Raw genomic sequence first — 18399 nt, 5'->3', positions numbered from 1 at the left:
AGGCCGGACGTCCGGACGGCCGCCCGGACTGCCGACCGGAGGATGATGCGATGACCGTGACCCTGGCGGACGTGGCGGCCCGCGCCCAGGTCTCCCCTGCCACCGTCTCCCGCGTGCTCAACGGCAACTACCCCGTGGCCGCGGCCACGCGCGAGCGGGTGCTGCGCGCCGTGGACGACCTCGACTACGTGCTGAACGGGCCGGCCAGCGCCCTGGCCGCCGCCACCTCCGACCTGGTCGGCATCCTCGTGAACGACATCGCCGACCCCTTCTTCGGGATCATGGCCGGGGCCGTGCAGTCCGAGATCGTGGGGCCCGGCGGGCGCGCGGGCGGCGAGCGGCTCGCGGTCGTGTGCAACACCGGCGGGTCGCCCGAGCGCGAACTCACCTATCTGACGCTCCTCCAGCGCCAGCGGGCCGCGGCCGTCGTCCTCACGGGCGGCGCCGTCGAGGACGCCGAACACGCCCAGGCGATCTCCGGGAAGCTGCGGCGCCTCGCGGACGCCGGGACGCGGGTCGTCCTGTGCGGCCGGCCGCCGGTGCCCGACGCGGACGCGGTCGCGCTCGCCTTCGACAACCGCGGCGGCGGCCGGGCCCTCACCGACCACCTGCTGGACCTCGGCCATCGCAGGATCGGCTACATCGCGGGCCCCGAGGAACGGACGACGACCCGCCACCGCCTGGAGGGACACCGCGCGGCACTGGCGGCGCGGGGCGTGCCGGACGACGCCGGGTGGACCGTGCACGGCCCGTACGACCGGCGGTCCGGTTACGAGGCGACGGTCGAACTCCTGCGCCGCGACCGGTCGTTGACGGCGGTGGTCGCCGCGAACGACACGGTGGCGCTCGGCGCGTGCGCCGCGCTGCGGGAGGCGGGCCTGAGCATTCCGGGAGACGTGTCCGTGGCCGGCTTCGACGACCTGCCGTTCAGCGTGGACGCGGTACCGGCACTGACGACGGTACGGCTGCCGCTGGCCGAGGCGGGAGCCCGTGCCGGCCGCATCGCGATGGGCCGCGAGGCGGCTCCCGCCGGGGGGATGGCAGTGGTGCAGGGGGAGTTGATGGTGCGGGGGTCTACGGGGGTGCCGTCCGAGGCGTCGGGCTCGGGCGGGTGAGCGGGGGCCTGCGTCCGCTCACCCACCCGGATCTCCCCTGACCGTCACACCTGCGGGCGACGGCCCCTCTCCTGGTGCGGGAAGTGCTGTTCCGCCCCCGGGAGCGTCGGCTTCGGGAGTGTGGCGACCTCCTGCTTCGCCTTCTCCAGCTGCTCCGCCGTGTCGTCGGGCAGGCGCGGGGCGTGCGGCCTGCGGTCGGAGAACCGGAACGCCGACGTCAGGTCACCGAACGTGTCGCGGCGCCAGTCGGTGATGTTGGGTTCCTCGACGCCGGTGAACCGCTCGAGGAACTGCAGGGCCGAGGTGTGGTCGAAGGTCTCGCTCGCGACCCAGCCGCCCACCGTCCAGGGCGACACGATGATGGCGGGCACCCGGAACCCGGCGCCGATCGGCAGCCCCTGGACGTACTCGCCCTTCGTCCCGGCGGGCGCCGTCGGCGGCGGCACGTGGTCGAAGAGTCCGTCGTTCTCGTCGTAGTTGAGGATGAAGGCGGTCTTCGCCCACACCTTCGGGTTCGACGCGATGGCCTCGATCTTCGAGGCCACGAAGTCCGCGCCGGCCGCCGGCAGGTAGTCCGGGTGCTCGGACTGGTAGCTGGTCGGCATGATCCAGGAGACCGCGGGGAGCCGGTCGTTACGGGCGTCGTCCTCGAACGTGCCCTCGGGCTGGGGCCGCACCCCGCGCTCGTAGAGGTCGGAGCCGGGCTTCGCGTCCTTGAACGTCTGGAACTGCTCCAGCATGTTGCAGCCGTAGTCGTCGTCCTGCTGGTAGACCTTCCAGCTGACCCCGGCGGCCTGGAGGCGTTCGGCGTACGTATTCCAGCGGTACGGCGTCGGCGCCTTGTTGGACAGGACGGGGCCGCCCTGCGTGCCGCCGGCGTCGATCGAACCGGTCATCCAGTACAGCCGGTTGGGCCAGGTCGGACCGAAGACCGAGCAGAAGTAGTGGTCGCAGATGGTGAAGGCCTCGGCGAGGGCGAACTGGAAGGGTATGTCCTCGCGGGTGTAATAGCCCATGACGTAGGGGCCGTTGACCCCGTCCGCCGCGCGGTGGGCGGGCAGCCAGCGGTCCATCCGGCCGCCGTTCCATGCCTCGTGCTGGACGGACCAGGCGTGGCTGGTGGAGGGGATGGCCTGGGCGCTGGAGCTGTGCGTGTCGAGGTGGAAGGGGAGCAGATACCCCTTCGGGTTCACCGAGTCCGGCTGGTAGAAGACCGAACGTCCGGTGTCCAGCTCGAGGGCCCGCGGGTCGTTGAAGCCGCGGACGCCGGACAGGGTGCCGAAGTAGTGGTCGAAGGACCGGTTCTCCTGCATCAGCATGACGACGTGCTCGATGTCACGCAGGGAGCCGTTCCGCGGCGGCCCCGCGGCGACGGCCTTCTGCACACTCGGCGGCAGCAGCGAGAGCGCTGCGGCACCTCCGACCGCGCCTGCGGCCGAACCCAGCAGCCTGCGACGGGTGAACTCGGGCATGGGGATCCCTTCATGCGACGGACGACCATGAACTCCCGTGTACGGAGGGGTGATTGGGGCCCTCGTTCGTCCACGGGTGTGCGGGGGCACGTGCGTTCCGGTGAGCCACTGTCCAGGGCCGAGGTGAGGTGCGCCGGGAGCGGGCGGTGAATACGTGGCCAACGCACGGAATCGGCTTGGCCAAGCCGTGACCCGCGTGGCGGGGACGTTGCCGAAGCTTGGGGCGGGGAGGGGATTGGGCCCGGCTCCGTCAGGTGGCGTCCCTACACCGGGGGCCGTGCCGGGCGGCCCCCTCAGCCGGCCGCCGCACCGCGGCTCGCTCTTGACCCCGGCGCGAGGCCCGGTAGCGTCCCCGCCATGAAACTGGCCTTTTCCACGCTCGGGGTCCCCGGGCTTCCCCTCGCCGATGTCGTCCGGCTCGCCGGCGATCACGGATATCACGGTGTCGAGCTGCGCGCCCATCCTGAGGAACCCGTACACCCGGGCCTCGGGCTCACCGAACGGGCTGACGCAGCGGCCGAGTTCAAGGCCGGCGGGGTCGAGATCCTCGGTCTCGCCGGGTACGCGCGCGTCGCGGCCCCCGGCGAGGACGAACCGGTGATCGCGGAGATCAGGTCACTCCTCGAACTCGCCCGCGACGTCGGCGCCCCCTACGTACGTGTCTTCCCGGGCGGCGGCACGGAGCAGAGCCTCGCCGAGGCCGACGCCACGGCCGCCCGCCGCCTGGGCACCGCCGCCGAGTACGCCACCGACCTCGGCGTCCGCATCCTCCTGGAGACCCACGACTCGCACCGCACGGGAGCCGACGCGACACGCGTGCTCGGCCCCGTCGGGCACCGTCAGGTCGGCGCCCTGTGGGACGTCATGCACACGTGGCTCGGCGGCGAGCAGCCCGTTCAGTCGTACGCCGCGCTGTCCCCGCACCTGGGCTACGTACAGGTGAAGGACATCGCGGGCGCCGACGACACGACACCGCTCGCCCTGGGCGCGGGCGTGCTGCCGCTCACCGAGGTCGTGGACGTGCTGTGCCGCGAGGGCTGGGACGGGTGGCTGTGCTGGGAGTACGAGAAGCGCTGGTACCCGGACGCCGCCCCGCTGCCCGGACTCCTGACGGCCGGGCGCGAGCATCTGGCCCTGCTGCTCAACGAGTCGGCGTAGCCCGCCGGGCGGCTGTCCGGACAGCTATGCGAACACCTTCGCGAACGCCTCGTGGAACCCGGGGAACGTCTTCCGTACGCACCCCGGGTCGTCGAACGTGACCCCGCCCGGGATCCGCAGGCCCGTCACCGCGAAGGACATCGCGATGCGGTGATCCCCGTACGTGGTGATCTCGGCCGGGGCGGGGGTGCCCGGCTGGATCTCGATCCAGTCGGGTCCCGTCGCCACCGTCACCCCGAGCGCGCGCAGGTTCTGCGCACAGGCCTCCAGGCGGTCGCACTCCTTGACGCGCGTGTTGTGGACGTCCTCGATACGGACCGGGCCGCTCGCGTACGGCGCGACGGCCGCGAGGGTCGGCATCGTGTCGGAGATGTCCCGCATGTTGACCGTGACGCCGGACAGGCCCGCGGGGCCGGGGGCGATGACCGTGGTGCGGTCCCCCGTCGTCGTCACCCCGGCGCCCATGCGCCGCAGGACGTCGACGAACGCCAGGTCGCCCTGGAGCGCGTCCTTCCCGAGGCCCTCGACGGTGACCTCGCCGCCGGTGAGCGCGGCCGCGGCGAAGAAGTAGCTCGCCGTCGAGGCGTCGGGCTCGATCGCGTAGGTGGTGGCGCGGTAGCCGCCGGGTGCGACCGTGAACACGCTGCCGTCGCGGACGACTTCGGCCCCGAAGCTGCGCATCATCGCCAGGGTGATCTCGATGTACGGCGCCGAGACCAGGTCGGTGACGGTGATGCGCAGGCCGGTCCTGGTCAGCGGGCCGAGCAGGAGGAGCGCGGTGAGGTACTGGGAGGACTGGCCCGCGTCCAGGGTCACGTCGCCGCCCTGGACCCCGCCCGCCGTGACCGTGAGCGGGTGGTGCCCTTCGGCCTCTTCGTGGCGCAGGTCCACGCCCAGGTCGCGCAGGGCCCGGGTGAGCGGCGCGAGGGGGCGGCGGCGCATCTGGGGCGAGGCGTCGAAGCGGTACGTGCCGTGCGCGGCGGCGGCCGCGAGCGTGGGCAGGAAGCGGGCGGTGGTCGCGCCGTCGCGGCAGTACACGTCGGCGTCGGTGGTGGCGGGGCCCGCCGGGCGGCCCTCGATGTGCCAGGCGTCCGGGCCGCGTTCGACGCCGTAGCCGAGGCGGAGCAGCCCTTCGGCGAAGCCCTCGGTGTCGTCGGAACTGAGGGGGCGCAGGAGGGTGGTCGTGCCCTGCGCTGCGGCGGCGAGGAACAGCGCCCTCGCCGTCACGGACTTGGAACCGGGAATCTCAACGACTGGCATGCACTTCATGGTCGCCGACGGGCGACGCGGGCGCCGGAGTGTCCACACGCTGGACGGTCCTGTTCCGGGGAGCGGGCGCGAGCGACGCGAGGGCGACGCCGCCGACGAGGAGCGCGGCGGCGCACCAGCGCAGAGGGCTGACGCTCTCGCCGAGGAAGAGCGCGGCGGACGACATCCCGAACACCGGGACGAGCAGGGTGAAGGGGGCGACCGACGAGGCGGGGTGGCTGCGCAGCAGGAAGCTCCAGGCGCCGAACCCGAACAGCGTCGTGACCCAGGCGACGAACGCGATGATGCCGACACCGGTCCAGTCGAGCGACGCGAGGGCTCGGGTGTCGCGGTCCCAGCCCTCGAAGGTGAGGGAGAGCGCGAGCAGCGGCAGGACGGGGACGGCCGACGTCCACACCATGAAGGTGAAGGGTGCGGAGGGCGCCGCCTTGCGGGTGAGGACGTTCGAGACGCCCCAGCCGACGGCGGCCACGACGACGAGCGTGAAACCGAGCAGCGGGCCGCTCGCGCCCTCGTCGACGGCCGCGACGCCGATCCCGGCGAGCGCGACGGCCATGCCCGCCACGCGGATCCGGCCCGGCCGCTCGCCGAGCGCGACGAAGGCGAGCAGGGCGGTGAACACAGCCTGGATCTGGAGGACGAGGGAGGAGAGCCCGGCGGGCATCCCCTGATTCATGCCGACGAAGAGCAGGCCGAACTTCATGACGCCGAGGGCCAGTCCGACCCCGACCACAAACTTCCACGCCACCTTCGGCCGCCCCACGAAGAACACGGCGGGCACCGCCGCGACGAGGAAGCGCAGGGCGGAGAAGAGCAGCGGCGGGAAGTGGTCGAGGCCGACCTCGATGACGACGAAGTTGACGCCCCAGACGGCGGCGACGAGGACGGCGAGCGCGATGCGGGACGGGCGCATAGGGAGCGTGGGAGCCATACGTCGAGGATCACGGGCAACGACCGTGTAGCACCAGCGCGAATGTCTGCATGGTTGAATTCAGTAACGCTAATGAATGTTCAAGGCATCATGACTGCCCGAGGCGTCATGACCGCCCAGGCCCACCGGGAGGCCGGCATGCTCGATCTCCAGCGGCTGCGCGCGCTGCACGCCGTCTCCGTGCACGGCACGGTCGGAGCCGCCGCGGCGGCGCTCGGCTACACGCCGTCCGCCGTCTCGCAACAGATCTCCAAGCTTGAGCGGGAGACGAGAACCGTGCTCCTCGAACGGCACGGGCGGGGCGTCCGTCTCACCGACGAGGCCCTCGAACTCGCCCGCACCGCACAGGACCTGATGGTCATCGTCGAGCGCGCCGAGACCGGTCTCGAGGAGCGGCGCGGGCTGCCGTCGGGGCGTCTGACGATCGCCGCCTTCGCCTCCGCGGCGCGCGGCCTGCTGCCGTCCGTCCTCGCGGATCTCGCCGTCCGGCATCCCGCTCTCGACGCCCGGCTCACGGAGGTCGACCCGCACCTGTCGGTCGACCTGGTCGCCAAGGGAGCCGTCGACCTGGCCGTCGCGCACGACTGGGACATCGCCCCGCTGCCGGCCCCCGCCGGGGTGGAACAGGCCGCCATCGGGGACGACCTGTGCGATCTGCTCGTGCCCGCCGGGCATCCGCTCGCGGGACGTGCCGCGGTGCGCCGTGAGGAACTCGGCGGCGAGCGCTGGGTGTCGCAGCCGCCGGGGCGGGTCTGCCACGACTGGCTCGTACGGACGCTGCGGGCGGCCGGCTTCGAGCCCGACATCAGGCACCAGGCCGAGGAGAACCCGACGCTGACGGCACTCGTCGCGGCCGGGCTCGGGGTGGCGCTGATCCCCCGGCTCGGCCGCGGCCCGCTGCCGGACGGCGTCGTCGCGGTGTCGCTCGACCCCGTGCCCGTACGGCACTTGTACGCGCTGTGGCGGACGGGGGCGTCGCGCAGGCCGGCCATCGCGGAGGCGGTGCGGACGCTGCGGGAGCGGTGGGGGGAAGTCACGGCCGAGCGGGATCAGGCTCGCTGACGGAGGTCACTGCGGAGCGGGATCAGGCTCGCTGACGCGAAGTCACCGGGGAGCGGGATCGGGTTCGTGGGGAACCCGCTCGCGTACCGCTCCGTCAGAACGGCGTGCTGCCGGAGAGTCTCCGCCGTGCGGTGTCGGCCTCGCTGCTGGCGGCGCATGCCGACCACCCTCTCCGCCGCCTGCGGCCGGCAGCACGCCGTCACCGGCGCGCCCCCCTCCTCAGCGCCGGTGACGGCCCCTCCCTCGGCCCTTCCGCCGCCCCGGCTGCGCACACCCTTGACTGGCAGAAACTTTCCGGATATTCGTGACCCTCGGAAGTTTCTTTCAGGGCATGGATCACCAGTTCTCCTCCGGAAGGAGTGCGCACCGTGCACCACAACCTGTCCAGACGCACCCTGCTCGCCGCCGCCACCGCGGGCGCCGCCGCAGTCACCCTGTCCGGCGTCCCGGCCCAGGCCGACGACGCGTCGCACAAGGACAAGGACGCGCGACTCAAGCGGCTCATCTCCCGGATGAGCCTCGAGGAGAAGGTCGGCCAGCTCTTCGTGATGCGGGTCTACGGCCACTCCGCGACCGAACCCGACCAGGCCGACATCGACGCCAACCTCGCGGAGATCGGGGTGCGCACCGCGGCCGAGCTGATCGACAAGTACAAGCTCGGCGGCATCATCTACTTCACCTGGGCGCACAACACCCGCGACCCGCACCAGATCGCCGACCTCTCGAACGGCATCCAGCGCGCGGGCCTCGCCCAGCCGAGCCGTATCCCGCTGCTCATCTCCACCGACCAGGAACACGGCATCGTCTGCCGCGTCGGCGAACCCGCGACGCTCTTCCCCGGCGCCATGGCCGTCGGCGCGGGCGGCTCCCGCTCGGACGCCCGCACCCTGGGCCGGATCGCCGGCGCCGAACTGCGCGCCGTCGGCATCCGCCAGAACTACGCGCCCGACGCCGACGTGAACATCAACCCGGCGAACCCGGTCATCGGCGTGCGCTCCTTCGGCGCCGACCCCGAGGCCGTCGCGGGCCTGGTCGCCGCCGAGGTCAAGGGCTACCAGAGCAGCGACATCGCCTCCACGGCCAAGCACTTCCCCGGCCACGGCGACACCGCCACCGACAGCCACTTCGGGTTCCCGGTCATCACGCACACGCGCGAGCAGTGGCAGCAGATCGACGCCCCGCCGTTCAAGGCCGCGATCGCCGCGGGCATCGACTCGATCATGACCGCGCACATCATGGTCCCCGACCTCGACGGCTCGGGCGACCCGGCGACGCTCTCCCACCCGATCATGACGGGCATCCTGCGCGAGGAACTCGGTTTCAAGGGCCTCATCGTCACCGACTCCCTCGGTATGCAGGGCGTACGCGACAAGTACGGCGACGACCGCGTGCCGGTGCTCGCCCTGAAGGCGGGCGTGGACCAGCTCCTCAACCCGCCGTCCCTGGAGGTGTCCTGGAACGCCGTCCTCGACGCCGTGAAGAACGGCGAGCTGACGGAGGCGCGCCTCGACGAGTCGATCCTGCGCGTCCTGCGCCTCAAGGAGAAGCTGGGCCTGTTCGACGAGCCGTACGTCACCGGCCGCGTCGTCGACAAGACCGTCGGCACCCGCGACCACCTGGCCGCCGCCGACCACATCGCCGAGGCCACCACGACGCTGCTGCTCAACAAGAACCGGCTGCTCCCGCTGTCGCGCCGCACCCACAGGAACATCCTCGTCGTCGGCGCCGACCCGGCCTCGCCCTCCGGCACGACGGGCCCGCCCACCACGACGCTCGGCCAGGCCCTGACCGAACTCGGCTTCACCGCCACGGTGCTGTCGACCGGGACCGCGCCGAACCAGGCGAAGATCGACGAGGCGGTCGCCGCCGCCAAGGGCAAGGACGCGGTCCTGGTCGGCACGTACAACGTCACGGCGGGCAGCGGTCAGCAGCGGCTCGTGAACGCCCTGACCGCCACCGGAGTCCCCGTCGTCGCGGTCGCGATCCGCAACCCGTACGACATCGCGCAGGTGCCCGGCGTGGGCGCCTCGCTCGCCGCGTATTCGTGGACGGACGTCGAACTGCGGGCCGCGGTACGGGTGATCGCGGGCCGCGCCAGGCCCCGGGGCAAGCTGCCCGTGCCCGTGCAGCGCGCCGACGATCCGGCACAGGTGCTGTACCCGATCGGATACGGGTTGTCGTACTAGACGTACGCCGCACACCCGGCGCACCACCCCCAAGTGACCCAAACCACCCTGCACACCTGGCGTGTGCCCGCCCCGGCGGGTCACGCTGGGGTGTGTATCGGGGGGATTGCCATGCTTGCGTGGAACAGGGCGCGGTGGGTGGGGGCGGTGTGCGCGGCGTTCCTCGCCGTGGCACTCGTGGGGTGTCAGGGGTCGCCGGACGCGGGGTCCGGCGGGCCTTCGCCGGGGGTGAGCCGGTCACCGTCGGGATACGGGGCGGTGTTCCTCGCCGTGGACGAGTGCAGCTCGCGGGGGCGGGACACGTTCACCGAGGTGCCGTGCCGGAGCGAACGGGCGGTGGCCCGGGTCACCGCCCGCTACGACGGGAAGGTGGCGGCCGGGCCCATGTGCCCGGCCCACACCGACTTCGTCCTGCACATCAGCGAGAACCGGCCCGCGCCGGACGCCGACGGCGCCGGGGAGACCCCGCAGGGCTACGCCTGCATGCGCAACCTGGAGCCGCCGCACCCCGGCGATCCGGGGGGCGGCGGCGGGCCCCGCACGATCGTCGGGGACTGTCTGTACGCGGCGGGCCGCGGCCAGGTCCGCGAGACCGCCTGCGACGGCTCCGGCACCGGGAAACCCCGGTACCGGGTGGCCGCCGCGGCGGTCGACCGCGCCGAGTGCCCTGCGCTCACTGCGCTGTACGTGACGCTGGGCGGGTCCGAACCGGTGGGATGCGCGGTCCGGGTGTAGACCCGACGGCTGCCGTCAGGGCCGCAGGGTCAGCTCGCGCTGGACGTCACGCTTGTCGAGCCTGGCGTCGTACGGGGCGAGCGGCTTGGCGGCCTGCGCGGCGGGGGCGGAGACGCCGGCCCACTTCAGGATCCGCTCCGTGGCGAACGCCTTGTCGTCGGTGTTCAGACCGGCGACGTTCGCCCCGTGGTTGGCGCCGGGGGCGGTGAGCACGTACGAGTCCGTCGAGCCCTTGCCCGGACGGAACCGCTCGGCGCCCCACGGGTCGTTGGAGCCGTAGACGTACAGCATCCGCGTCGCGTGGTGGCGCACCCAGGAGTCCACGTCGCGCATCGCCGACGGCTGGAACTTCATCGGGATGGAGCGCGGCACGAAGTTGCGCGGCGGCTGGTAGCCGTAGCGCGACAGGTCGCCCAGCCAGGGCTGCTTGATGTCGGGCGAGCCGAGCTGCGTCCCCGCCTGGTAGTAGTACGGCGTGTACTGGGTGAGGCCCTGGTCCGCGTACGAGGCCCAGCCGCCGACTGCGTCGACGTAGTCGAAGAGCGCCTGGTCCGTGACCGTCTTGGCGTCGGGCACCTCGGCGCACGCCGTCTGCGAGGGCTGGTACTGCCAGAAGCCCCACACCAGGTCGAGGACGGTGGCCTCGTAGGCCTTGTCCAGCGAACCGACCGTGTCCACGGTGTAGTTGTTGGCCTTCAGGTAGTCCGCGTACTTCTTCTCCAGGGCGTCGCGGCGCACCAGCGTCTCGCGCTGCACGTTCTGCAGCGCCACGCGGCAGTCCTTCGGGCCGACCGTCTTGAAGAAGTCGTCGTACGCCGAGTCCTCCTTGTTCACCACGTCGTTCGGCGCGACGTACGCGACGACGCCGTCCATGTCACGCGGGTAGAAGCGCTCGTAGTACGTGGCGGTCATGCCGCCCTTGGAACCGCCGGTGGTCAGCCAGTTCTTGCCGTAGACCGGCTTGAGGGCCCGGTAGATGGCGTGCTGGTCGCTGGCCGCCTGCCAGATGTCGAGCTTGGACCAGTCCGCCGGCGCGGGCCGGGACGGGGTGAAGTAGCGGTACTCCACGGAGATCTGGTTGCCGTCGACGATGCGCGTCGGCTCGCTGCGGCTGGGTGTCGTGGACACGTTGTAGCCGCTGGTGAACATGACCGTGGGGCGGCTGACGTCCTTGTGCAGCACGGTGATGCGCTGCTGGAAGGTGCCCTTGGACGGGTGCCGGTGGTCGACCGGCTGGGTGAAGTTGAGGACGAAGTAGCGGTAGCCGGTGTAGGGCTTCTCCTCCACCAGGCTCATGCCGGGTATGGCCAGGAGCCGGTCCTTGATGTCGGTACTGGTGTCGGCGGCCGCCGGCCGGGCCTGAGCGGCGGTGGCCGCTGTGGCCGTACTCACGGTGCCTATCAGCACCACGAGCGCGAGCAGCCATCTCAGCGCGTTGCGCATGCATACTCCCCTGTAGAACACAGATGCGCACCGGAACCTAGCGGAGGAACATCTGTTCTGTCAGGGGTTCTTGGTGTTCTGTCAGCGCACGGGGTGCGCGTTCAGCAGAGGATCCAGCCCGAGCTCACCGACACTCCGCGGACCGCGCCCCTCACCCACACGCAGCGGTGGCCCGTGTGGACGGTCACCGGGCCCGCGTGGTGTGTGTAGCGCCCGCTGTCCCCCACCGGCCTGCTGCCGCGCGCCTGCACGCTGACCGACATCTTCTGCCGTACGCCGTCGCGCTTGGTGAGGGTGTACGCGCAGAGGTAGTTGCCGCTGCGGTAGATGACCGTCTTGCCGGTGGAGAACGGGAGGGTTCGCACCTTGTGGCCGGGGCAGATCGCCGCGGCCTGGGCCGTGCCGGCCGCGGGACCCGCGAGGGCCAGCAGCGCCGAGGAGGTCAGTACGGCTGCCGCTGCCGCCAGCCGTCTGCGTATGCCGCCCTCGCTCATGCCTCCACCCACCGTCGCCCCTCCAGTCACGTGTGCCCCAGCGTACTGATGAACGGACGCGACACACAGGGCCGGTGGTTGCGCAAAGCGCGGGTCCGGTGATTACGCGAATCGCAGGGCCGGTGGTCGCGCGAACCCGCCGTCACCGTGAGGAGCTAACCTCCGCCTCGGGCTCGGGCTCACCGGCGAAGGTCCGCCACAGCTCGGCGTAGCGCCCGCCGAGTGCGAGGAGCTCGGCGTGCGTCCCGTCCTCCGCGACGCGCCCGTCGGCCATCACGACGACCCGGTCGGCGCGGGCCGCGGTGGTGAGGCGGTGCGCGACGACGAGCGTGGTGCGCTTGCCCGCTATGCGGTCCGTGGCCTGGTTGACCTGGGCCTCCGTGGCGAGGTCGAGCGCGGCGGTCGCCTCGTCGAGCAGCAGGATGTCGGGGTCGACGAGTTCGGCGCGGGCCAGGGCCATCAACTGCCGCTGCCCGGCGGACAGGTTACGGCCGCGCTCGGCGACCTCGTGGAGGTAGCCGCCCTCAAGGGTGGCGATCATCTCGTGCGCGCCGACCGCGCGGGCCGCCGCCTCCACTTGTGCGTCGGTGGCCTCGGGACGGCCGTAGGCGATGGCGTCGCGCACGGTGCCCTGGAAGAGGTACGCCTCCTGCGGCACGACGCCGAGACGGTGGCGGTAGCTCGTCAGGTCGAGGTCGCGCAGGTCGGTGCCGTCGACGGTGACGCGGCCGGCCGTCGGGTCGTAGAAGCGGGCGACCAGCTTGACCAGGGTCGACTTGCCAGCGCCGGTCTCGCCGACGAAGGCGACGGTCTGCCCGGCGGGGATGCGCAGGGCCACGTCGCTGAGCGCCGCCTCCGGTGCGTCCGAGGCCCCGTAAGCGAAGTCCACGTCCTCGAAGACGATCTCGCCGCGCAGGGACAGGACGTCGAGGGGTGCGTCGGCGTCCTTCGTGGACGTCGGCTCCCTGAGCAGCTCCTGGATGCGGCCGAGCGAGACCGTGGCCTGCTGGTAGCCGTCGAACACCTGGGAGAGCTGCTGCACGGGCGCGAAGAACAGGTCGATGTAGAGGAGGTACGCGACGAGCGCGCCGGTCGTCAGGGTGCCCGCCTCGACCCGGCCGGCGCCCACCATCAGGACCGCGGCCGCGGCGACCGACGACAGGAACTGGACGAACGGGAAGTACACCGAGATCAGCCACTGGCCGCGGATACGGGCGCTGCGGTAGGCGCCGCTGCGCTCGGCGAACCGTTCGGCGCCCGAGCGCTCGCGCCGGAACGCCTGCACGATCCGCAGCCCGGCGACGGACTCCTGGAGGTCGGCGTTGACCACCGAGACGCGCTCACGGGCGAGTTCGTACGCCTTGACGCTGGAGCGGCGGAAGAAGAACGTGCCGACGATCAGCGGCGGCAGCGTCGCGAAGACGACGAGAGCGAGCTGGACGTCGATGACGAGGAGCGCGCCCATGATGCCGAAGAAGGTGACGACGGAGACGAAGGCGGTGACCAGGCCGGTCTGGAGGAACGTCGACAGGGCGTCCACGTCGGTCGTCATCCGGGTCATGATGCGCCCGGTCAGCTCCCGCTCGTAGTAGTCGAGCCCGAGCCGCTGGAGCTGGGAGAAGATCTTCAGGCGGAGCGAGTAGAGGACCCGCTCGCCGGTGCGTCCCGTCATGCGGGTCTCGCCGATCTGCGCGCACCACTGGACGAGGACGGTGACCAGGCCGAGCGCGGCGGCCGCCCACACGGCGCCGAGCGCGAGCTGCGAGACGCCCTGGTCGATGCCGTGCCGGATCAGTACGGGGAGCAGCAGGCCCATGCCGGCGTCGAGGGCGACGAGGGCGAGGCTCATCAGCAGGGGCGCGCCGAATCCGCCCAGCAGCCGGCGCAGCCCGTACGACTCCTCGGGTGTGACGGCACGTGCCTCGTCGATGTCGGGGGTGTCGGTGGCGGCGGGCAGCGCGTCGACCTGGGCAAGGAGCTCGGGCGTCGCGGGCATCCCGGACAGGGCCGTGTCCTTGGGCTCCCGGTCGCCCGTCCACAGGGTGGGCGTGATGCCGCGCTCGGCGTCGAACTCGGCGTCCAGCTCGTCGCGTACGGAGGTGTCCTCGTCGGGGAGCGCGGGCGCGATGTGGCCCGGCGAGACCCCGCCGAGCTCGTCGGGGTCGGTGAGCAGGCGCCGGTAGAGGGCCGATCCGGCCTCCAGCTCCTCGTGGGTGCCGATCGCGGCGAGGCGCCCGCCGTCGAGGACGGCGATGCGGTCGGCGAGGCCGAGGGTGGAGCGGCGGTGGGCGATGAGGAGGGTGGTGCGGCCGGCCATGACGCCGCGCAGCGCCTCGTGGATCTCGTGTTCCACGCGCGCGTCGACCGCGGACGTGGCGTCGTCGAGGACGAGGAGGCGGGGGTCGGTGAGGATGGCGCGGGCGAGCGCGACGCGCTGGCGCTGGCCGCCGGAGAGCGTGAGGCCGTGCTCGCCGACGGTCGTGTCGTAGCCGTCGGGGAGCTCGGCGATGAAGCGGTCGGCCTGGGCGGCGCGGGCAGCCGTCTCGATCTGCTCGTCGGTCGCGTCGGGGGTGCCGTACGCGATGTTCGCGCGGATGGTGTCGGAGAAGAGGAAGGAGTCCTCGGGCACGAGACCGATGGCGGCCCGCAGCGAGTCGAGGGTCAGTTCGCGCACGTCGTGGCCGCCCACGAGGACGGCGCCGTGCGTGACGTCGTAGAAACGCGGCAGGAGCAGCGAGACGGTGGACTTGCCGGAGCCGGAGGAGCCGACGACGGCGAGGGTCTGGCCGGCCGGGATCTCGAAGGTGAGCCCGTCCAGGACGGCCCGGTCGGCACCTTCGTAGGAGAAGGAGACATCGTCGAACTCGACGGTCGCGGGCGCGTCGGCGGGCAGTTCCTTCTTGCCGTCCTCGATGGACGGCTCCGTGTCGATCAGTTCGAGGACGCGCTCGACGCCGGCGCGGGCCTGCTGGCCGACGGTCAGGACCATGGCGAGCATGCGGACGGGGCCGACGAGCTGGGCGAGGTAGCTGGAGAACGCGACGAACGTGCCGAGCGTGATCTGGCCGCGGACGGCGAGCCAGCCGCCGAGCGCGAGCATCGCGACCTGACCGAGCGCGGGCACGGCCTGGAGGGCGGGCGTGAACTTCGAATTGAGCCGGATGGTGCGCAGACGCCCGGCGAACAGCCGCCGTCCGACCTCCCTGAGCTTCCCGGTCTCCTGGTCCTCCTGCCCGAACCCCTTCACGACGCGCACGCCGGACACGGCCCCGTCCACGACCCCGGCGACGGCGGCGGCCTGCGCCTGCGCGTACCAGGTGGCGGGGTGGAGCTTGGAGCGGCTGCGCTTGGCGATGAACCAGAGGGCGGGGGCGACGGCGAGCGCGACGAGGGTCAGCGGCAGGGACAGCCACGCCATGATCACGAGGGAGATCAGGAAGAGCAGGACGTTCCCGATCGTCATCGGGAGCATGAAGAGCAGGCCCTGGATGAGCTGGAGGTCGCTGGTCGCCCGGCCGACGACCTGGCCGGTGGACAGCTCGTCCTGGCGGCGGCCGTCGAGGCGGGTGATCGTCCCGTACATCTCGTTGCGCAGGTCGTGCTGGACGTCGAGCGCGAGGCGTCCGCCGTAGTAGCGGCGGATGTAGGTGAAGACGTAGACGACGAGGGCGGCGCCGATCAGAGCGCCTGCCCACGGGCCCATGGAGCGGGTGTGGTCCGTGACCACGTCATCGATGATCACCTTGGTGATCAGGGGCACCAGCGCCATGACGGCCATACCGCCCAGGGACGCGCCCAGCGCGAGCACGACGTCCTTCGGGTACCGCCACGCGTACCCGGCGAGACGCCGGCCCCAGCCCCGTTGCTCCGCCACGTCTGTCCTCCCGTTGTCCTGACCTGCCCAGAGGGCCAACGCGGAGACCGGCGGATTTCATCCCGCCGCAACAAATCGGGGAGCAGACCGGGACCAAGGTCCGAGCCGCCCTCGTCCTCAGGTCCCGGTTCCGGTCCCGCTTCCGGTCAGCTCTCGGGCACCGCCACGAACGCCTCCTTGGGCGTACTGGTCGGCGTGTAGCGGGACGCCGCCGGGGCCGTCGGCGTCAGATCCTTGTGGATCACCTTGGCCACGCCCTGAATCGTGTCCACCCCGTAACTCATCGTGCTGTTGCCGTGGGTGAGCACCGAGATCGTGTAGTCGTGGCCGCCCCCGCTGAACGCGCCGATGCTGTGCACGCGCCAGCCGTACGTGGAGCGCTGCAGCCAGCCGTTCTTGACGTGCACGGCGACGGACGACGGCGCGCCGGCCGGGGTCCCCCACCGCTGCGAGGACACGACCTTCCCCATGAGCTTGAGGATGTAGGCGCGGGAGTTGTCGCTGAGGACGGAGTTCTTGGCGGTGACCAGCGAGAGCAGCTTCTGCTCGTCCTGGACGTCGATCTGGGTCAGCCCCCAGTAGCCGCCGGACCCCGGCACCGTCCGCGTCATCCCGGCGGCCTTCAGGAAGCCCTTCACCTTGGTGGTGCCGAGCTGCTTCCACAGCGACGTGGTGGCCGCGTTGTCCGACTTGGTGATCATGGCGGTGGCGAGACTGGCCTCGCGCGACGTCAGATACCGGTTGGTCTTCTTGGCGTCCCACAGAAGCGTGGCGAGAACGGTCACCTTCACGACGCTGGCGGAGTCGTACGAGGACGTGGCGCGCAGCGAGCACGTGGTGTTCGTGGTCCGGTCGTGGAGCCCGACGGCGACGGTGCCCTTGCGGCCGGCGAGGGCGGCGGTGATGTCCTTCTGCAGCTTGGCGGCGAGGCCCGCCTTGCCGGAGGTGCAGCTGACCTGCGGGGTCGTCGCCGCGGCGGCGGGCGCGGCGCCCGCGACGAGCGGCACGAGGACTCCGGCGGCGAGCACCGCCGGGAGCACACGGGCGCGGGTGTGTATTCGGTTCATTCGGCGAGTCATGCGGGTCCCCCCTGGAACGGAACGAGCACGCCTCCGGCGCACTCGCCTCACATGACTCCTGGGTGGGGGCGGATGGTTGTACGAAATGCGCTAGCGCCCAGCCATCCAGAAGAAGACCGCCGTCATCCGCTTGTCCTCCAGAGTGGTTCCGCAGTAGCCGTTGGCACTGTGGATGGTGTTGGCCGCGTAGAGGAGCAGACGGTTGTAGCGGTACGGAACGGCGACGTCTTCGATGAACGAGTCCGGCGGGACGAAACGCGTCCCCAATGCGTCCACCAGGTTGTGGTGTGGAGCCGCCACCGTGTTGCCGCCCAGCCTGCCGCCGGGCAGGCGCCGGCGGTAGAAGCCGGTGCCGCAGTTCTTGGGTGCGGTGGGGGTGAGGTAGAGCACCGCCGCGTACCGGCACACGGCCCGCGAGTCCGTGTGCGGCCGCGGCTCGGACTCTCCCTCGCCGACCACCTGGATGCAGTTGTGGTCGGTGGCTCCGCCCATGGCAGAGGCCGGCGCCCATATCCTGCGCGCACCGGTCGCCTTCCTGACCAGCCTCTCCACATGAGCCGGCTCCCCGGGCTCCAGTCCCGGCTTCGTACGCAGCCCCGGGCAGGTCTCGGGCCGGTGCGGGTAACCCTGCGTCCAGGTGTCCGTGGCCAGGCAGCGCTTGCGGACCGCGTCGGGGTCCTCAAGGACGTCGTCCAGCACCCAATAGTCCCTGCCCAGCGTGGGCTTGCGGTACGGAAGCGTCGGAAGCCCCCTGTTGGGGGGTGGGCTCAACGGCATGCCCAGAACCTAGGAGCCCACGTGGCTCGGGAAGATCATGCGAAGGTCAATCTTCCGCCAAGGTCTGCCGGGACTCAGGGTGGCAGGGCGTGCGCGCCGGGCACGGCCAGCGCCCGACGCTCAGGCCGGTCAGTCCAGCTGGTTGCCATCCCGAACGTCGTACGCCCGACCGGGAAGGCGGGCGCCCCGGCTCTCCGCGATGCGGTGAACGTCAGTCAGCGCCTCGGCCATGCGGGCCACCAGGAAGCGGAGTTGTACGGAGGTGGCCTTGTGGTCGGCGAGCATGTCGGCGGCGTGGTCGAGGAGTTCGACGGACATCCAGAGCTGCACGCTCTCGATGCTGTCGGCGACCCTGGAGAGGTATCCGGTCCCGTCACCGACGAGGTAGCAGGGCTTGCCTTCCGGGCCGGACCACGGGAGCAATCGGGCCACTTCTGTCCGGCTGCCCATCACACGGTCACCTCCACACCGTGGATCAGGCGCGGCCCGATGTCGACACCGTGCACCGCGAGCCACAGGGCGCGTCGCCGGGCTCGCTGCTGTTTTGCCTGCTCGCGTTGTTCGTGGGCGAGGAGGTAGGGGCGGACCAGGCGGGAGTCCTCGCCTCGGAGCGTGGCCGTGTGCGGGGAGCGACGGCGGGGCGGGGTGGGGACTGCGGGTTCGGGGCCGAGATGCTCTCCGGCGTCCTGCCGGTGACGCCCCGAGGCAGGGACGAGTAACCGCAGCATCGGCTCCATGAGGCGGGCGATATGGTGCAACACGTCATCAACTCCTGGCTAGTTGAGGGCCATGCCCCCGGGCCGT

Annotated in this window: 15 protein-coding genes; 5 read left to right on the top strand and 10 right to left on the bottom strand. The window is 71.7% G+C overall.

All coding sequences use genetic code 11. The features are described from left to right. The first annotated feature begins 50 nt into the window (after positions 1-50). The gene (locus tag ACIPWY_RS11380; RefSeq protein ID WP_401532883.1) at positions 51-1115 is read left to right on the top strand and encodes a LacI family DNA-binding transcriptional regulator; all 1065 of its coding nucleotides are present in this window, start codon (positions 51-53) and stop codon (positions 1113-1115) included. A gap of 44 nt (positions 1116-1159) precedes the next feature. Here the strand turns inward: ACIPWY_RS11380 and ACIPWY_RS11375 are convergent, their stop codons facing one another. After that, on the bottom strand, positions 1160-2587 hold the full coding sequence (locus tag ACIPWY_RS11375) for an alkaline phosphatase family protein (protein WP_362902247.1): 1428 nt from the start codon (positions 2585-2587) through the stop codon (positions 1160-1162). A gap of 357 nt (positions 2588-2944) precedes the next feature. Here ACIPWY_RS11375 and ACIPWY_RS11370 point away from each other — a divergent pair, with 357 nt between their 5' ends. After that, a complete protein-coding gene (locus tag ACIPWY_RS11370) occupies positions 2945-3745 on the top strand; it encodes a sugar phosphate isomerase/epimerase family protein (RefSeq protein ID WP_362902245.1) in 801 nt (266 codons plus the stop codon). Positions 3746-3769: 24 nt separating this feature from the next. Here the strand turns inward: ACIPWY_RS11370 and aroA are convergent, their stop codons facing one another. Together aroA and ACIPWY_RS11360 are read right to left on the bottom strand one after the other, a co-directional pair. Beyond that, positions 3770-5005: a 3-phosphoshikimate 1-carboxyvinyltransferase gene (gene aroA / locus ACIPWY_RS11365; RefSeq protein WP_401532881.1), complete on the bottom strand. Its 1236-nt coding sequence runs from the start codon at positions 5003-5005 to the stop codon at positions 3770-3772. After that, complete coding sequence (locus ACIPWY_RS11360) at positions 4992-5927, bottom strand: EamA family transporter (protein WP_401533079.1); 936 nt, start codon at positions 5925-5927, stop codon at positions 4992-4994. The genes aroA and ACIPWY_RS11360 overlap by 14 nt, the downstream gene beginning before the upstream one ends. A gap of 156 nt (positions 5928-6083) precedes the next feature. Between ACIPWY_RS11360 and ACIPWY_RS11355 the strand changes: the two genes are divergently transcribed. From ACIPWY_RS11355 to ACIPWY_RS11345, 3 genes are all read left to right on the top strand, one after another. Continuing rightward, a complete protein-coding gene (locus ACIPWY_RS11355; protein ID WP_362902686.1) occupies positions 6084-7007 on the top strand; it encodes a LysR family transcriptional regulator in 924 nt (307 codons plus the stop codon). A gap of 368 nt (positions 7008-7375) precedes the next feature. Next, positions 7376-9193, top strand: a complete 1818-nt coding sequence (locus ACIPWY_RS11350) for a glycoside hydrolase family 3 protein (RefSeq protein WP_401532879.1) — start codon at positions 7376-7378, stop codon at positions 9191-9193. A gap of 111 nt (positions 9194-9304) precedes the next feature. Beyond that, positions 9305-9928 (top strand): hypothetical protein, encoded by a 624-nt coding sequence (locus tag ACIPWY_RS11345; protein ID WP_393701744.1) that lies wholly within the window; start codon positions 9305-9307, stop codon positions 9926-9928. 15 nt (positions 9929-9943) lie between these two features. Here ACIPWY_RS11345 and ACIPWY_RS11340 read toward each other — a convergent pair whose 3' ends face one another. From ACIPWY_RS11340 to ACIPWY_RS11310, 7 genes are all read right to left on the bottom strand, one after another. Further along, positions 9944-11371, bottom strand: coding sequence for an aminopeptidase (locus ACIPWY_RS11340; protein WP_401532876.1), 1428 nt, complete (start codon positions 11369-11371; stop codon positions 9944-9946). Between the two features lie 101 nt (positions 11372-11472). Further along, positions 11473-11865 (bottom strand): hypothetical protein, encoded by a 393-nt coding sequence (locus ACIPWY_RS11335; protein WP_362902236.1) that lies wholly within the window; start codon positions 11863-11865, stop codon positions 11473-11475. A 142-nt stretch (positions 11866-12007) separates the two neighbouring features. Then, complete coding sequence (locus ACIPWY_RS11330; RefSeq protein ID WP_393701739.1) at positions 12008-15739, bottom strand: ABC transporter ATP-binding protein; 3732 nt, start codon at positions 15737-15739, stop codon at positions 12008-12010. Between the two features lie 146 nt (positions 15740-15885). Next, the gene (locus ACIPWY_RS11325; RefSeq protein ID WP_401532873.1) at positions 15886-16806 is read right to left on the bottom strand and encodes a serine hydrolase; all 921 of its coding nucleotides are present in this window, start codon (positions 16804-16806) and stop codon (positions 15886-15888) included. A 102-nt stretch (positions 16807-16908) separates the two neighbouring features. Next, on the bottom strand, positions 16909-17595 hold the full coding sequence (locus ACIPWY_RS11320; RefSeq protein ID WP_401532871.1) for a DUF6445 family protein: 687 nt from the start codon (positions 17593-17595) through the stop codon (positions 16909-16911). A gap of 129 nt (positions 17596-17724) precedes the next feature. Continuing rightward, on the bottom strand, positions 17725-18045 hold the full coding sequence (locus ACIPWY_RS11315) for a hypothetical protein (protein ID WP_362902229.1): 321 nt from the start codon (positions 18043-18045) through the stop codon (positions 17725-17727). Next, a complete protein-coding gene (locus ACIPWY_RS11310) occupies positions 18045-18356 on the bottom strand; it encodes a hypothetical protein (protein ID WP_362902227.1) in 312 nt (103 codons plus the stop codon). Before ACIPWY_RS11310 ends, ACIPWY_RS11315 begins: the two co-directional genes overlap by 1 nt. Positions 18357-18399: the final 43 nt, after the last annotated feature.

Source organism: Streptomyces sp. NPDC090032 (assembly GCF_044748025.1).
GTDB lineage: Bacteria > Actinomycetota > Actinomycetes > Streptomycetales > Streptomycetaceae > Streptomyces.
This window is presented reverse-complemented; position numbering and strand designations above follow the sequence as displayed.

Coding starts and splice junctions, on each gene's coding strand:
- ACIPWY_RS11380 (WP_401532883.1), top strand. CDS start 51: ATGACCGTGACCCTGGCGGACGTGGCGGCCCGCGCCCAGGTCTCCCCT.
- ACIPWY_RS11375 (WP_362902247.1), bottom strand. CDS start 2,587: ATGCCCGAGTTCACCCGTCGCAGGCTGCTGGGTTCGGCCGCAGGCGCG.
- ACIPWY_RS11370 (WP_362902245.1), top strand. CDS start 2,945: ATGAAACTGGCCTTTTCCACGCTCGGGGTCCCCGGGCTTCCCCTCGCC.
- aroA (WP_401532881.1), bottom strand. CDS start 5,005: ATGCCAGTCGTTGAGATTCCCGGTTCCAAGTCCGTGACGGCGAGGGCG.
- ACIPWY_RS11360 (WP_401533079.1), bottom strand. CDS start 5,927: ATGCGCCCGTCCCGCATCGCGCTCGCCGTCCTCGTCGCCGCCGTCTGG.
- ACIPWY_RS11355 (WP_362902686.1), top strand. CDS start 6,084: ATGCTCGATCTCCAGCGGCTGCGCGCGCTGCACGCCGTCTCCGTGCAC.
- ACIPWY_RS11345 (WP_393701744.1), top strand. CDS start 9,305: ATGCTTGCGTGGAACAGGGCGCGGTGGGTGGGGGCGGTGTGCGCGGCG.
- ACIPWY_RS11340 (WP_401532876.1), bottom strand. CDS start 11,371: ATGCGCAACGCGCTGAGATGGCTGCTCGCGCTCGTGGTGCTGATAGGC.
- ACIPWY_RS11335 (WP_362902236.1), bottom strand. CDS start 11,865: ATGAGCGAGGGCGGCATACGCAGACGGCTGGCGGCAGCGGCAGCCGTA.
- ACIPWY_RS11325 (WP_401532873.1), bottom strand. CDS start 16,806: ATGAACCGAATACACACCCGCGCCCGTGTGCTCCCGGCGGTGCTCGCC.
- ACIPWY_RS11320 (WP_401532871.1), bottom strand. CDS start 17,595: ATGCCGTTGAGCCCACCCCCCAACAGGGGGCTTCCGACGCTTCCGTAC.
- ACIPWY_RS11315 (WP_362902229.1), bottom strand. CDS start 18,045: ATGGGCAGCCGGACAGAAGTGGCCCGATTGCTCCCGTGGTCCGGCCCG.